Raw genomic sequence first — 13,656 nt, 5'->3', positions numbered from 1 at the left:
GTGAGCGTCGACGACTCGGGTTCCGGTGCGGACGCGCAGGGCGACGGCGAGGATCCGCTTGCTCTGCGCCTCGAGCAGCTCATTCTGGGCGCCGAGCGCCGTTACACGCCGTTCCAGGCGGCCCGCAGCGCCGGTGTCACGATGGAGCTCGCCACCCGCTTCTGGCGTGCCATGGGCTTCGCCGACGTGGGTCAGGCGAAGGCCCTGACGGAGGCGGACGTCCTCGCCCTGCGCCGCCTCGCGGGTCTGGTGGAGGCCGGCCTCCTGAGCGAGGCCATGGCCGTCCAGGTCGCCCGGTCCACCGGTCAGACCACCGCGCGTTTGGCCGAATGGCAGATCGACTCCTTCCTGGAAGGGCTCACGGAGCCGCCCGAGCCCGGCATGACCCGTACCGAGGTCACGTATCCGATCGTCGAGCTGCTCCTGCCCGAGCTGGAGGAGTTCCTGGTCTACGTGTGGCGGCGGCAGCTCGCCGCCTCGGCCGGGCGTGTGGTGCAGGAGGCCGACGACGAGGAGATGGTGGACCGGCGGCTCGCCGTCGCCTTCGCCGACCTCGTGGGCTTCACCCGCCTCACCCGGCGGATGGAGGAGGAGGAGCTCGGCGAGCTGGTCGAGGCCTTCGAGACGACCGCTGCTGATCTGGTCGCCGCCCGTGGCGGGCGGCTCATCAAGACCCTCGGTGACGAGGTGCTGTACGTCGCCGACGACGCCGGGACCGCCGCGGAGATCGCCCTGCGGTTGATAGAGACCATGGCGAACGACGAGACCATGCCGGAACTGCGCGTCGGCATGGCGTTCGGCACCGTCACCACCCGGATGGGCGATGTCTTCGGCACCACCGTCAATCTCGCCTCCCGGCTGACCTCCATAGCCCCCCGTGACGCGGTCCTCGTGGACGCCGACTTCGCCCAGGAGCTGATCCGCACCGGCGACGCGCCGGCCAGTGAGGCCGCCGCCGCCGAGGCGGCTGCCGCGGCGGAGAAGGAGGGTGAGGAGCCGCCCTCGTACCGTTTCGCCCTCCAGCCGATGTGGCAGCGGCCCGTTCGTGGTCTCGGCGTGGTCGAGCCCTGGCTGCTGAACCGGAGGACTCCCCCGGAGGCCTGACCGTCGGCGTGACTCTCAGCCGCCCAGGCAGATGTTCAGCAGCGGGAGGCAGAGGCCGCGGTCGTCGTTGTCGTCCTCGTTCTCGTCGTCGTCGGGCGGTGGGGGTGGGGGTGCGGGTGTCGTTGCCGGCGGTGGCGCTGTCGGTTGCTGCTCCGGTGGAGGTTCGGGCGTCGGTGACGTGCGGGGCGGCGGGAGCGTCTCCGTGTGCGGGCTCGGTGGTGCCGTCGGCGTCCGGGACGGTGTCGGCCGCTGCGTGAGCGGCGCCTGCGCCTTTCCGCCCTGGGCCCTCGGTGACGTCGGGCTCGGGTGAGGGGCCGACGGGGATGTCGTGCTCCTGGTGGAAGCCGCTTCCTCGCTCGCCGTGGTGGGGGCGCCGCTCTCCTCCGGCGAGGGGAGGGCGGCCGCTCTCGTGTCCCTCGGCGGGGCGTCCGGCGTCGCCAGGTGGATGAGCGTCGCCGCGCCCGCCGTCAGGGTCAGGGCGCCCGCGGCCAGGAGGGCGCGGCGGTGGCGGGGTCTGCGGTGGCGTCCTCGGGGGACGGTGCGTGTCTCGTCCGGTGTCATCGTCTGTCTCCCCCCTGCGTGCGCCCCCGGCGCGCCGCGGTGTGCGCACGCTACGCGCCGGGGCCGTGGGGGCGAGGCGAGTCGGTCGTATGTCACTCGAACGGGTGGACCCTTTTCCTCGGCGGCTCCCGGCTGCCATGATCGGGGCGGGCCACGTTAACCCGCGTTAACCGGAGGGTGTCATGAGTGAGGAACGGTTCGGGGAGTTCGTGCTGGTGCGTCGGCACGAGCGGGGACATGTCGCGGAGCTCGTCCTCGACCGGCCGAAGGCCATGAACGCGGTGTCGACCGAGATGGCCCGCTCCATCGCCGGCGCGTGTGCGGCTCTGGGCGAGGACCGGGACGTACGGGCGGTGGTGCTGACCTCGTCGCACGAGCGGGCGTTCTGCGTGGGGGCCGACCTGAAGGAGCGGAACTCCTTCAGCGACGCCGATCTCGTGCGGCAGCGGCCTGTGGCGCGTGCCGCCTACACCGGGGTGTTGCAGCTGCCGGTGCCTTCTGTCGCCGCTGTGCACGGCTTCGCCCTGGGGGGAGGGTGCGAGCTCGCGCTGTCGTGCGACGTGATCGTGGCCGACCGTACGGCCGTCATGGGGCTGCCCGAGGTGTCCGTCGGCGTCATCCCGGGCGGGGGCGGTACGCAGTTGCTGCCCCGGCGGGTGGGGTCGGCGCGGGCGGCCGAGCTGATCTTCACCGCGCGGCGCGTCGAGGCCGAGGAGGCGCGGGAGATCGGGCTCGTGGACGTGCTGGTGGACGAGGGGCGGGACCGCGAGGACGCGCTGGCCATGGCCGCGCGGATCGCCGGGAACTCGCCCGTGGGGCTGCGGGCCGCCAAGCGGGCGCTGCGGCTGGGGCACGGGCTCGACCTGCCGGCCGGTCTCGAGGTCGAGGACGCGGCCTGGCGGTCCGTGGCGTTCTCCGGGGACCGCGCCGAGGGGGTGGCCGCCTTCAACGAGAAGCGGCGGCCGGAGTGGCCGGGGGAGTGACGCTCCCCTCGCCCTCGATGTCCCTATAAGCAGAAAATCTCCCTAATCTGGGGGAATGGGTGAGGAGAGCCGGCTGGCGGCCGTGGTGGCGCTGGCTCAGGGCATGGCCGCCGCGCACAGTTCGCGGGAGGCGTGGCGGGCCGCCGCCGGCGGGGCCCGCCGGGCCCTGGGCGGGAGTTTCGCCGCGCTGTCGGTGTGGGAGCGGGAGCTCGGACGGCTGAGGGTGCTGGTGAACGTCGGGGAGCTCGCCGAGGGGGAGGAGGAGTTCCCCGAGGACGAGTCGTACCCGGTGCACCAGTTCGCCGAGATCACCGAGTTCCTGCACGAGCGGTGGGCCGGCGGGGGCGAACCCGACGCCTGGGTGGAGACCGCGCAGGGCCCCGGGGAGGGGCGCGCCGGCTACTGCCACCAGCGGGTCGCGGCGCTGCGGCGGCGCGGGCGCGGCTGCTGCGTGGTCGCGCCGATCGTGCTGCACGGGCTGGCCTGGGGCGAGCTGTACGTCGCCCGGCCGGTCGGCGAACCCGTGTTCGGACCGGCGGACGCCGACTTCGCGACCGTGCTGGCCGCCGTGGTGGCCGCGGGGATAGCGCAGACCGAGCGGCTGGAGGAGGCGCGGCGGCTGGCCTTCACCGACTCGCTGACGGGTCTTGCCAACAGGCGGGCCGTGGACGCCCGGCTGGACGAGGCGGTCGAGCAGCACCGGCGGGACGGGGCCGTCGTCAGCCTGGTGGTGTGCGACGTGAACGGGCTGAAGCGGGTCAACGACACCCTCGGGCACTCCGTGGGGGACCGGCTGCTGGAGCGGTTCGGGACGGTGCTGTCGCTGTGCGGGGCGATGCTGCCGGGCGCCCTGGCGGCGCGGCTCGGCGGGGACGAGTTCTGTCTGCTGGCGGTGGGGCCGTCCGCCGACGAGGTGGTGAAGGCGGCCGACGAGGTGTGCCGGCGGGCGGTGGAGCTGGGCATCGGCGACGGTGTCGCGTGCGGGGTGGCGTCCACGGAGGACCCGATCGGGCCGGTGTTCTCGGCGCGGCGGCTGTTCCGGCTGGCCGACGCGGCGCAGTACCGGGCCAAGGCCGAGCGGGCCGCGCGCCCCGTGGTGGCCGGGCGGCAGGGGCCGGACGACCCCGTGGTGCGGCTCGCGGACGAACCCTCGCGGGAGGCCGACGGGGAGCGGCGCCGGTTCCGCGGGCGGCACGCGCCCGGGTAAGGGGCGCGGGCCGGGTCCGGTGGTGACAGTGAGGCATTCACTGCGTAGGCTCCTGAATATGGATATGCACACAGTGGTGGTGGGGACGTCGGGCGTGACCGCGTCCGACGTGCTGGCCGTGGCGCGCGCCGGCGCCCGCGTCGAACTGTCCGGGGAGGCGGTGGCCGCCCTCGCCGCGTCCCGCGAGATCGTGGACGCCCTGGCCGCCAAGCCGGACCCGGTCTACGGCGTGAGCACCGGCTTCGGCGCCCTGGCGACCCGGCACATCAGCCCCGACCTGCGCGCCCAGCTCCAGCGCAACATCGTCCGCTCGCACGCAGCCGGCATGGGGCCGCGGGTGGAGCGGGAGGTCGTCCGCGCGCTGATGTTCCTGCGGCTCAAGACCGTCTGCTCCGGACACACCGGCGTCCGGCCCGAGGTCGCGCAGACCATGGCGGACGTGCTGAACGCCGGGATCACCCCGGTGGTGCACGAGTACGGCTCCCTCGGCTGCTCCGGCGACCTCGCCCCGCTCTCGCACTGCGCCCTCACGCTGATGGGCGAAGGGGAGGCGGAGGGCCCCGACGGCAGCGTGCGGCCCGCCGGCGACCTGCTCGCCGAGCACGGCATCCGGCCCGTCGAACTGCGCGAGAAGGAAGGGCTCGCCCTCCTCAACGGCACCGACGGCATGCTCGGCATGCTGGTCATGGCCCTCGCCGACCTGGACCTCCTCTACCGGTCCGCCGACGTCACCGCGGCGCTGAGCCTGGAGGCGCTGCTCGGCACCGACAAGGTGCTCGCCCCCGAGCTGCACGCCATCCGCCCGCACCCCGGGCAGGCCGCCAGCGCCGCCAACATGCTGGCCGTGCTGGAGGGTTCGGAGCTGACGGGGCATCACCAGGACGACGCCCCCCGGGTCCAGGACGCCTACTCGGTGCGCTGCGCCCCGCAGGTCGCCGGCGCCGGACGCGACACCCTCGCGCACGCCCGGCTGGTCGCCGAGCGCGAACTCGCCTCGGCCGTGGACAATCCGGTCGTGCTTCCTGGGGGTACCTCCCAGGCTTTCGGCTCTGGGGGAGGCCGGGTGGAGTCCAACGGCAACTTCCACGGGGCGCCGGTCGCCTACGTGCTGGACTTCCTCGCCATCGCCGTCGCCGACCTCGCCTCCATCACGGAGCGCCGTACCGACCGGCTGCTGGACAAGAACCGCAGTCACGGGCTGCCGCCGTTCCTCGCCGACGACGCCGGCGTCGACTCCGGGCTGATGATCGCCCAGTACACGCAGGCCGCCCTGGTCGGCGAGCTGAAGCGGCTCGCCGTACCGGCGTCGGCGGACTCCATCCCGTCGTCCGCGATGCAGGAGGACCACGTCTCCATGGGCTGGTCGGCCGCGCGCAAGCTGCGCACCGCCGTCGACGGCCTGACCAGGGTGGTCGCCGTGGAGCTGTACGCCGCCACGCGGGCCGTGGAGCTGCGCGAGGGCCTCACCCCCGCCCCGGCGACGCGGGCGGTGCTGAAGGCGCTGCGGGAGGCCGGCGTGGGCGGTCCCGGTCCTGACCGGTACCTGGCGCCCGACCTCGCCGCCGCGGAGACCTTCGTGCGGGACGGGCGGCTGGTCGAGGCCGTGGAACGGGTCACAGGGCCTCTGAAGTGAGACGGCCGGGGCCCCGCGGACGGCTCCGCGGGGCCCCGGTACGCCGTGGGAGGGGCGCTCAGAACTCCAGGCGCTCCCGGCGGACCGAATAGACGACGAAGCCGGCGCCGAGGGCCAGACAGGCCGTGCCGCCGACGATGTACGGGGTGCTGTCGAAGCTGCCGGTGTCCGCGAGGCGCACCTCCTGGCCGGTGCTCTCCAGGTGGGCCGACGTCGCGCTCGACACGCCTCTCGCCTGCTCGGTGACCTGCGGGGACGGGCTCGCGGACGGTGCGGTCCTGGCCGTGGTGTCCGAGGTCGCGTTCGCGGACGGGACGAACCACAGGGCGCACAGCAGGGTGCCCGCGGCGGTGGCGGTCAGCAACGGACGGAGCGCGGATGACACGGAATATCGATCCCCTTGTGGCGCTGGCGAATTGGCCGTGTGGGCCGATGGTAGTGAACCGCGCGGGTCACAGGAAAGTCACGGGAGCCCTTCCCTGTGCGCTCCGGCTGTGACCCCTCGGAGGATGTGGCGGTTCATGCGGTTTCGTCCGGAGGGGAGGATGCGCAGGTGCTGAACGGGCTTGTGGGCAAAGGGTTGTGACCGAGGACACAGTAAGAATCCCCGAGTCCTCTTACGTATCCGTTCGCGCTGGTCGGCGGGGGTGGGGAGGGCGCGACCAGGGCGGGGCGCGTGCGGCGGTGGGCGGTGGGACGGCGACCGGTACTCGCGTGGAGGGGGAAGCGGCGACGAGGATGGCGACCGGTTCGACGAGGACTGCGAAGACGAGTCCGACGACGAAGAGTCCCACCACGGCGACGCGTCCTGGCGACGGCTCCCGCGGCGGCTGAGGCGACTTGAGGAAATGTTGGCCCCGGGAGGCAACCGACGCCCCGGGCCGGCACGTCTCAACCGGCGCACCGACCGGCGTTCCCGCGGTCCGCGACGGCGGACGTGGTGAGTCCCACACGCGTGAGATTCGGGAACCGGATCACCCGGTCGTAGCGTTGATGGTTGTGGACGAGGCGCCTCGGCTCCCGCCAGGGGCCTCGTGGGGTTGGGATTCTGGCAACGATGGAGAAGCGTGTGATGACGGACGGTAAGCGGCGGCGCAGGGGTCTGGCGGCCGCGTCCGCTCTGCTCGGCGGAGTGCTGGTGCTCTCGGCGTGTTCCGGCGGGGGCGACGACGCCGCGGGGTCCGACGGCAAGGACACCTCGCAGGCGCAGGTCGACGAGGCGGCGGCCAAGAAGTCCTCCGAGGCGCAGATCAAGATCACGCCGAAGGACGGCTCGACGAACGCCTCCATCAACAACTCGGCCACGGTGACCGTCGAGAAGGGCGAGCTCACCGAGGTCACGATGACCACCGCCGACGGCACCGCCGTCGAGGGCCGGATATCGGCCGACAAGAAGAGCTGGCAGCCCAGCGGCCAGCTCGAGCGCGCCACCACCTACAAGCTGTCGGCCTCCGCGAAGGACTCCGAGGGCCTCGTCGCCCACGAGAACGCGTCCTTCACGACGGTCTCCCCGTCCAACAGCTTCATCGGCAACTTCACCCCGGACGACGGCACCACGGTGGGTGTCGGCATGCCGGTGTCGATCAACTTCGACAAGGCCATCACCAACAAGGCCGCCGTGCAGAAGGGCATCGAGGTGTCCTCCAGCAGCGGCCAGGAGGTGGCCTGCCACTGGTTCAACGCCAACCGCATGGACTGCCGCCCCGAGCAGTACTGGCAGGAGGGCTCCACCGTCACGCTGAAGCTGGCGCTCGACGGGGTCGAGGGTGCCGAGGGCGTCTACGGCGTCCAGCAGAAGACGGTCACCTTCAAGATCGGGCGCAACCAGGTCTCCTACGTCGACGCCGAGACCAAGCAGATGAAGGTCACGCAGAACGGCAAGACCATCAAGACCATCCCGATCTCCGCCGGCGCGCCCGAGAACAAGACGTACGAGGGCCAGATGGTGATCTCCGAGAAGTTCAAGGAGACCCGGATGAACGGCGCCACGGTCGGCTTCACCGACGACGACGGCAAGGGCGAGTACGACATCAAGGACGTGCCCCACGCCATGCGTCTGAGCACCTCCGGCACCTTCATCCACGGCAACTACTGGGGCGCGAAGTCCATCTTCGGCAGCGTCAACACCAGCCACGGCTGCGTGGGTCTCGCCGACGCCAAGGGCGCCAACGACCCGAGCACCCCGGGCGCCTGGTTCTACAACAACTCGATCATCGGCGACGTGGTCGTCGTGCAGAACACCGGCGACAAGACCATCGCCCCGGACAACGGCCTCAACGGCTGGAACATGAGCTGGGAGCAGTGGAAGGCGGGCTCCGCGGTCTGACGCCCCCTCCGCCACGACGGACCCACACCACACGGCCGATGCCCTCGTCCCCTCCCTCGGGAGCGGCGACGGGGGCATCGGCCGTCCGGCGTCCCTCCCGCCCCAACCGCGCGATTCTGTAACGGAGTTCCTGCGGGCACATCACAGTCACCCGGCGACTTCCCGACCACTGCCGAACCCCCTTGAGCCGCTTGATCACCGGTCGGCATACTCCGAGCACCGGGGGGTGCGCGCAGGCGTACGAGACCACCCCCGGCCGGGTGATGCTTCTGCCGCCCGGAGACTTCGCTAGGGGGAACCTTGCGCAGACAAGTCAAAAGAGCATGCGCGGCCACGATCGCCACGGCGACCGCCGTGGCGCTCGCGGCGGGCATGGCCGGCCCCGCGTCGGCGAACGGGGGGAACGGCACGGCCGCCGGGGCGTCCGCGAGCGCGGCGGCGCTCAAGGGGAAGCACCGCGTCACCCTCATCACCGGCGACCGGGTCGCCCTGGACGCCAAAGGCCGCGTCGTGGGCCTGGAGCCGGCCGAGGGCCGGGAGCACATACCCGTCCAGATCCGCCGCAGCGAGGGCCACACCCTGGTCGTCCCGGCCGACGCCGCCCGGCTGGTCGCGTCCGGCAAGCTGGACCAACGGCTGTTCGACGTCACCGAGTTGAACAAGGCGGCGACCCGCACCGCGCACCGCGGCGGCCTGAAGGTCATCGTCGGCTACCGGGGCGCCGCGAAGACGGCCAAGGCCGACGTCCGCGACGCGGGCACGGTCCGCCGGGCGCTGACGTCCCTGAACGCGGACGCGGTGCAGACGCCGCACGAGGCCACCGCCGGGCTGTGGAAGGCCGTCACCGACGGCGACCGCACCGCCTCCGGTGTCGCTCGCGTCTGGCTGGACGGCGTCCGCAAGGCGTCCCTGGACACCTCGGTCGGGCAGATCGGCACTCCCAAGGCGTGGGAGGCCGGCTACGACGGCAAGGGCGTCAAGATCGCCGTCCTGGACACCGGTGTGGACGCCACCCACCCCGACCTCAAGGGCCAGGTGAGCGCGGCCAAGAACTTCACCTCCGCGCCCGGCACCGGTGACGTGGTCGGCCACGGCACCCATGTCGCGTCCATCGCGGCCGGCACGGGCGCCCAGTCGAAGGGCAAGTACAAGGGCGTCGCGCCCGGCGCGAAGATCCTCAACGGCAAGGTCCTCGACGACTCGGGCTTCGGCGACGACTCCGGGATCCTCGCCGGCATGGAGTGGGCGGCCGCCCAGGGCGCCGACATCGTCAACATGAGCCTCGGCGGCATGGACACCCCGGAGACCGACCCGCTGGAGGCGGCGGTCGACAAGCTGTCCGCCGAGAAGGGCATCCTCTTCGCCATCGCGGCGGGCAACGAGGGCCCGCAGTCGATCGGTTCGCCGGGCAGCGCGGACTCCGCCCTCACCGTCGGCGCCGTCGACGACAAGGACAAGCTCGCCGAGTTCTCCTCCACCGGCCCGCGCCTCGGCGACGGCGCCGTCAAGCCGGACGTCACCGCCCCCGGCGTGGACATCACGGCCGCCTCGGCGAAGGGCAACGACATCGCCAAGGAGGTCGGCGAGAAGCCGGCCGGTTACATGACGATCTCCGGCACCTCGATGGCCACCCCGCACGTCGCGGGCGCCGCCGCGCTGCTCAAGCAGCAGCACCCGGAGTGGAAGTACGCGGAGCTGAAGGGCGCGCTCACCGCCTCCGCCAAGGACGGCAAGTACACCCCGTTCGAGCAGGGCTCGGGCCGCGTCCAGGTGGACAAGGCGATCGCGCAGACCGTGATCGCGGAGCCGGTGTCGCTGAGCTTCGGCGTGCAGCAGTGGCCGCACGCCGACGACAAGCCGGTCACCAAGAAGCTCACCTACCGCAACCTCGGCACCGAGGACGTCACGCTGAAGCTGACGTCGACCGCGACCGACCCGAAGGGCAAGGCCGCCCCGGCCGGCTTCTTCACCCTCGGCGCCTCCACCCTGACCGTCCCGGCGAACGGCACGGCCTCCGTGGACGTCACCGCCGACACCCGCCTCGGCGGCACGGTCGACGGCACGTACTCGGCGTACGTGGTCGCCACCGGCGCCGGCCAGAGCGTGCGCACCGCCGCCGCGGTGGAGCGCGAGGTCGAGTCCTACACCGTCACGCTGAAGGTCCTCGACCGCTCCGGCAAGGCGACCCCGAACTACTCGACGTACCTGTCGGGCCTCACCGGCCTGGGCAAGGACCGGTCGTTCGCGCCGTACGAGGCCGACGGCACCGTCAGCGTGCGCGTGCCCAAGGGCGGTTACGTCCTGGACGCCAGCGTGTTCGTGGGCGCCGACCCGGAGAAGTGGCAGGGCGCCGACTGGCTCGCCCAGCCCAAGCTGGACGTCACCCGGAACACCACGGTGACGCTGGACGCCCGCAAGGCCGAGCCGGTCAAGGTCACCGTGCCGGGCAAGGGCGCCAAGGCGCAGTTCGCCCTGAGCGACTACACCGTAGAGACCAAGGACAGCGCGGTCTCCTACGGCTGGTGGCTGGAGAACTTCAGCGGCTTCCGCACCGCGCACCTCGGCCCGCAGATCACCGACGGCACGCTGAGCCAGCAGTGGAACGCCCACTTCAGCAACGGCGCCAAGGCGCAGTACAGCGCCGTCAGCGGCGGCAAGGTGAAGAAGGTCGCCACCGGCTACACCCGTGCCTTCAAGGCCAAGGAGTTCGCCACCGTCCAGGTCGGCATGGGCGCCGCGGCGAGCGGCAAGAAGGGCGCCGTCTCCGCGTACGGCTGGCTGCCCGGCGGCTCGGGCGCGTCCGGCTTCTCCCAGGAGCAGAAGCTGCCCAGCACCCGCACGCTGTACCTGTCCACGGTCAACGGCGTGACGTGGGACCTCGACTTCGAGCAGCTCGGCGGGGTCGACGAGGAGGGCTGGCCCGTCTACGACGCCGGCTACACCATCGGCGTCGGCAGGACGTACAAGGGCGGCAAGACCTACAAGGAGACCGTGAACACGGCCGTCTTCGGCCCGCGTCTCACCTCGTCCTACGGCGTCTTCCGCGACGGCAACGGCATCTACGGCCTCATCCCGCTGTTCGCCGACGGCAAGGGCCACGCGGGTTCCTCCGACTACTCCTCCGCCGTCACGACCCTCTACCGCAACGGCAAGAAGGTCGGCTCCAACAACGACCCGCTGTTCGGCGAAAAGGCCTTCACCGTCCCGTCCGGTGACGCCGCCTACCGGCTGACCACCTCGGTCAAGCGGAGCGCCAAGGTCGCCGCCGCGTCCACGCGCATCGACGCGAGCTGGACCTTCCGGTCCAAGAAGACGTCGGGCGAGAAGCAGCTGCCCGTCTCCTCGGCCCGGTTCGCCGCGGTCACGGGGCTCGACAGCAAGGTCGCGGCCGGCAAGAAGGCCACCTTCCCGGTCGTCGTGGAGGGCGCCGCCAAGGGCAAGAACCTCAAGTCCCTCGCGGTGTACGTCTCCTACAACGGCGGCAAGACCTGGAAGAAGACCACGGTCACGAAGGGCAAGGTCACCGTCAAGAACCCCGCGAAGGGCAAGGCGGTCTCCCTCCGCGCCAAGATCACCGACAAGAAGGGCAACGCGTCCCTGATCACGGTCTACAACGCCTACTACGGCAAGTAGTCCGACCCCGGCGACGGCCCGCCGGAGGCACCTGCCTCCGGCGGGCCGTTCCCGTCCTTGCCCCGCCTCTCAGGCGGCCGGCGTCCGCGGTCCGTCCGCCGGCGTGTCCGCGTTCCAGCTGCCCAGCAGACGCAGCGCCTCGGCAGACGGCGACCCGGACTCCGCGAAGTACGTCACCAGCGACTGCTCGGCCTCCCCGGCCGGGCGGAACGACTCCCACAGCAGCGTCAGCTCACCGACCAGCGGGTGCCGCAGTCGCTTCACGCCGTGGCTCTTCTCCTTGACGTCGTGCCGCGCCCAGAGTGTGCGGAACTCCTCGCTCTTCACGGACAGTTCGCCCACCAGCGCGGACAGCGCGGGGTCGTCCGGGTGCCGTCCCGCGTCCATGCGCAGATAGGCGACCATGTCGCAGGCCTTCTGCTCCCACTCCACGAACAGCTCGCGCTGCGCGGGGTCGAGGAAGACCATCCGCGCCCAGTTGCGCTCCTGCGGCGGCAGCGCGCCCCAGTCGCCGAAGACCGCCGTCGCCATCCGGTTCCAGGCGAGGATCTCCGAGCGCCGGCCCACCACGTACGCCGGGACCGTCTCCATCGCGTCCAGCAGCTGCCGCAGCGCCGGACGGGCCTGACGGCTGCGGGGCTCCGGGCGCCCGGCGCGCCGGCCCGGCCGGGCGAGATGCGTCAGATGCGCGTGCTCGGCGTCGCTCAGCCGCAGTGCGCGGGCGATCGCGTCGAGGACCTCCGTCGACACGTTGCGCCCGTTGCCCTGCTCCAGGCGTGTGTAGTACGCCACGGACACCCCGGCGAGCTGCGCCAGCTCCTCCCGGCGCAGACCGGGCACCCTGCGGTGCCGCCCGAGGTCAGGCAGTCCCACGTCCTGCGGCTTCAGCCGGGCCCGCCGTATGCGCAGGAACTCGCTCAGCTCGGCACGAGGGTCCAGGCCGCCGCCCCGGGCGCCGGCCGGGTCGTCCCTGTGCTCGTCCATACGTCCATGGTGCCCGTTCGTACGCACCTCGTGCCTGTCCCCGCCAGTGGTAGGCACAGCGTGCGTAGGCAACCCGGAAGTCTGGGTACGCGCCGACCGTTGTCGCAGGCTGGACACCGTGCGGGCCCGGGATGAGACGTTCCGGGCGCACGACCCCCTCAGGAGGAGAAACTTCGTATGACCACTGTCGCCGCGTACGCCGCGCCCGCCGCCAAGGCACCGCTGGAGCGCACCACCATCGAGCGGCGGGCCGTCCGCGAGCACGACGTGCTGATCGACATCAAGTTCGCCGGGATCTGCCACTCGGACATCCACCAGGTCCGTGAGGGCTGGGGCGAGGCGATCTTCCCCATGGTCCCCGGCCACGAGATAGCGGGCGTCGTCTCCGAGGTCGGCCCCGGCGTGACCCGCTTCAAGGTCGGCGACCGGGTGGGCGTCGGCTGCATGGTCGACTCCTGCCGCGAGTGCGAGATGTGCCGGGCCGGCAAGGAGCAGTACTGCCTCCAGGGCCAGACGCCGACGTACAACGGCATCGGCCGGGACGGCGAACCCACCTACGGCGGCTACTCCGAGAAGGTCGTCGTCGACGAGAACTTCGTCGTGCGCATCCCCGACGGGCTCGCCCTCGACGTCGCCGCGCCGCTGCTGTGCGCGGGCATCACCCTGTACTCCCCGCTGAAGCGCTTCGGCGCGGGCCCCGGCCGCAAGGTCGCGATCGTCGGCATGGGAGGCCTGGGCCACATGGGCGTGAAGATCGCGCACGCGATGGGCGCCGAGGTGACGGTCCTGTCGCAGTCCCTGCGCAAGAAGGACGACGGGCTGCGGCTGGGCGCCGACCACTACTACGCCACCAGCGACCCGAAGACCTTCGAGGAGCTGAGCGGCTCCTTCGACCTGATCGTGTCGACGGTGTCGGCGCCGCTGGACTTCGGCGCGTACCTGTCGCTGCTGAAGCCCGAGGGGACGCTGGCGAACGTGGGCGCCCCGGAGGAGCCGGTGTCGCTGAACCTGTTCTCGCTGATCGGCGGCGGCCGGTCGCTGGCCGGCTCGATGATCGGCGGCATCCCGGAGACCCAGGAGACGCTGGACTTCTGCGCCGAGCACGGCATCGGGGCGGAGATCGAGCTGATCGCGGCGTCCGAGATCAACGAGGCCTACGAGCGCGTCGAGAACAGCGACGTTCGCTACCGCTTCGTGATCGACACGGCGACGATCTGATTCCGCG

The 13,656-nt window shown here is 72.0% G+C and carries 9 protein-coding genes; 7 read left to right on the top strand and 2 right to left on the bottom strand.

Annotated elements, in window-relative coordinates; translation table 11 throughout:
- The 4 genes from ELQ39_RS11255 (at nucleotide 1) to hutH (ending at nucleotide 5,488) form a co-directional block, all read left to right on the top strand.
- Nucleotides 1–1,104, top strand: coding sequence for an adenylate/guanylate cyclase domain-containing protein (locus ELQ39_RS11255; RefSeq protein WP_225643124.1), 1,104 nt, complete (start codon nucleotides 1–3; stop codon nucleotides 1,102–1,104).
- Nucleotides 1,105–1,847: 743 nt separating this feature from the next.
- Nucleotides 1,848–2,648: an enoyl-CoA hydratase/isomerase family protein gene (locus ELQ39_RS11250; protein ID WP_225626121.1), complete on the top strand. Its 801-nt coding sequence runs from the start codon at nucleotides 1,848–1,850 to the stop codon at nucleotides 2,646–2,648.
- 55 nt (nucleotides 2,649–2,703) lie between these two features.
- Nucleotides 2,704–3,855 carry a GGDEF domain-containing protein gene (locus tag ELQ39_RS11245; protein WP_242591814.1) on the top strand — a complete coding sequence of 384 codons (1,152 nt, stop codon included), beginning with the start codon at nucleotides 2,704–2,706 and terminating at the stop codon, nucleotides 3,853–3,855.
- 64 nt (nucleotides 3,856–3,919) lie between these two features.
- Nucleotides 3,920–5,488 carry a histidine ammonia-lyase gene (gene hutH / locus ELQ39_RS11240; RefSeq protein ID WP_190002675.1) on the top strand — a complete coding sequence of 523 codons (1,569 nt, stop codon included), beginning with the start codon at nucleotides 3,920–3,922 and terminating at the stop codon, nucleotides 5,486–5,488.
- A 58-nt stretch (nucleotides 5,489–5,546) separates the two neighbouring features.
- On the opposite strand, the gene ELQ39_RS11235 is transcribed toward hutH, so the two are convergent.
- Nucleotides 5,547–5,873 carry an LAETG motif-containing sortase-dependent surface protein gene (locus ELQ39_RS11235; RefSeq protein WP_225626122.1) on the bottom strand — a complete coding sequence of 109 codons (327 nt, stop codon included), beginning with the start codon at nucleotides 5,871–5,873 and terminating at the stop codon, nucleotides 5,547–5,549.
- A 687-nt stretch (nucleotides 5,874–6,560) separates the two neighbouring features.
- Between ELQ39_RS11235 and ELQ39_RS11230 the strand changes: the two genes are divergently transcribed.
- Together ELQ39_RS11230 and ELQ39_RS11225 are read left to right on the top strand one after the other, a co-directional pair.
- Nucleotides 6,561–7,814 carry a L,D-transpeptidase gene (locus ELQ39_RS11230; protein ID WP_242591813.1) on the top strand — a complete coding sequence of 418 codons (1,254 nt, stop codon included), beginning with the start codon at nucleotides 6,561–6,563 and terminating at the stop codon, nucleotides 7,812–7,814.
- Nucleotides 7,815–8,114: 300 nt separating this feature from the next.
- Entirely contained in the window at nucleotides 8,115–11,447 is a 3,333-nt protein-coding gene (locus tag ELQ39_RS11225) for a S8 family peptidase (protein WP_242591812.1), read from the top strand.
- A 69-nt stretch (nucleotides 11,448–11,516) separates the two neighbouring features.
- Here ELQ39_RS11225 and ELQ39_RS11220 read toward each other — a convergent pair whose 3' ends face one another.
- Nucleotides 11,517–12,431, bottom strand: coding sequence for a helix-turn-helix domain-containing protein (locus ELQ39_RS11220; protein ID WP_242591811.1), 915 nt, complete (start codon nucleotides 12,429–12,431; stop codon nucleotides 11,517–11,519).
- 177 nt (nucleotides 12,432–12,608) lie between these two features.
- Between ELQ39_RS11220 and ELQ39_RS11215 the strand changes: the two genes are divergently transcribed.
- The gene (locus tag ELQ39_RS11215; protein WP_242591810.1) at nucleotides 12,609–13,649 is read left to right on the top strand and encodes an NAD(P)-dependent alcohol dehydrogenase; all 1,041 of its coding nucleotides are present in this window, start codon (nucleotides 12,609–12,611) and stop codon (nucleotides 13,647–13,649) included.
- Nucleotides 13,650–13,656: the final 7 nt, after the last annotated feature.

It is taken from the genome of Streptomyces sp. GB4-14, assembly GCF_022696125.1.
Classification (GTDB): Bacteria; Actinomycetota; Actinomycetes; order Streptomycetales; family Streptomycetaceae; genus Streptomyces; species Streptomyces werraensis.
Note: the sequence above shows the minus strand (reverse complement) of the source record. Positions and strands in the feature narration are given on the sequence as shown.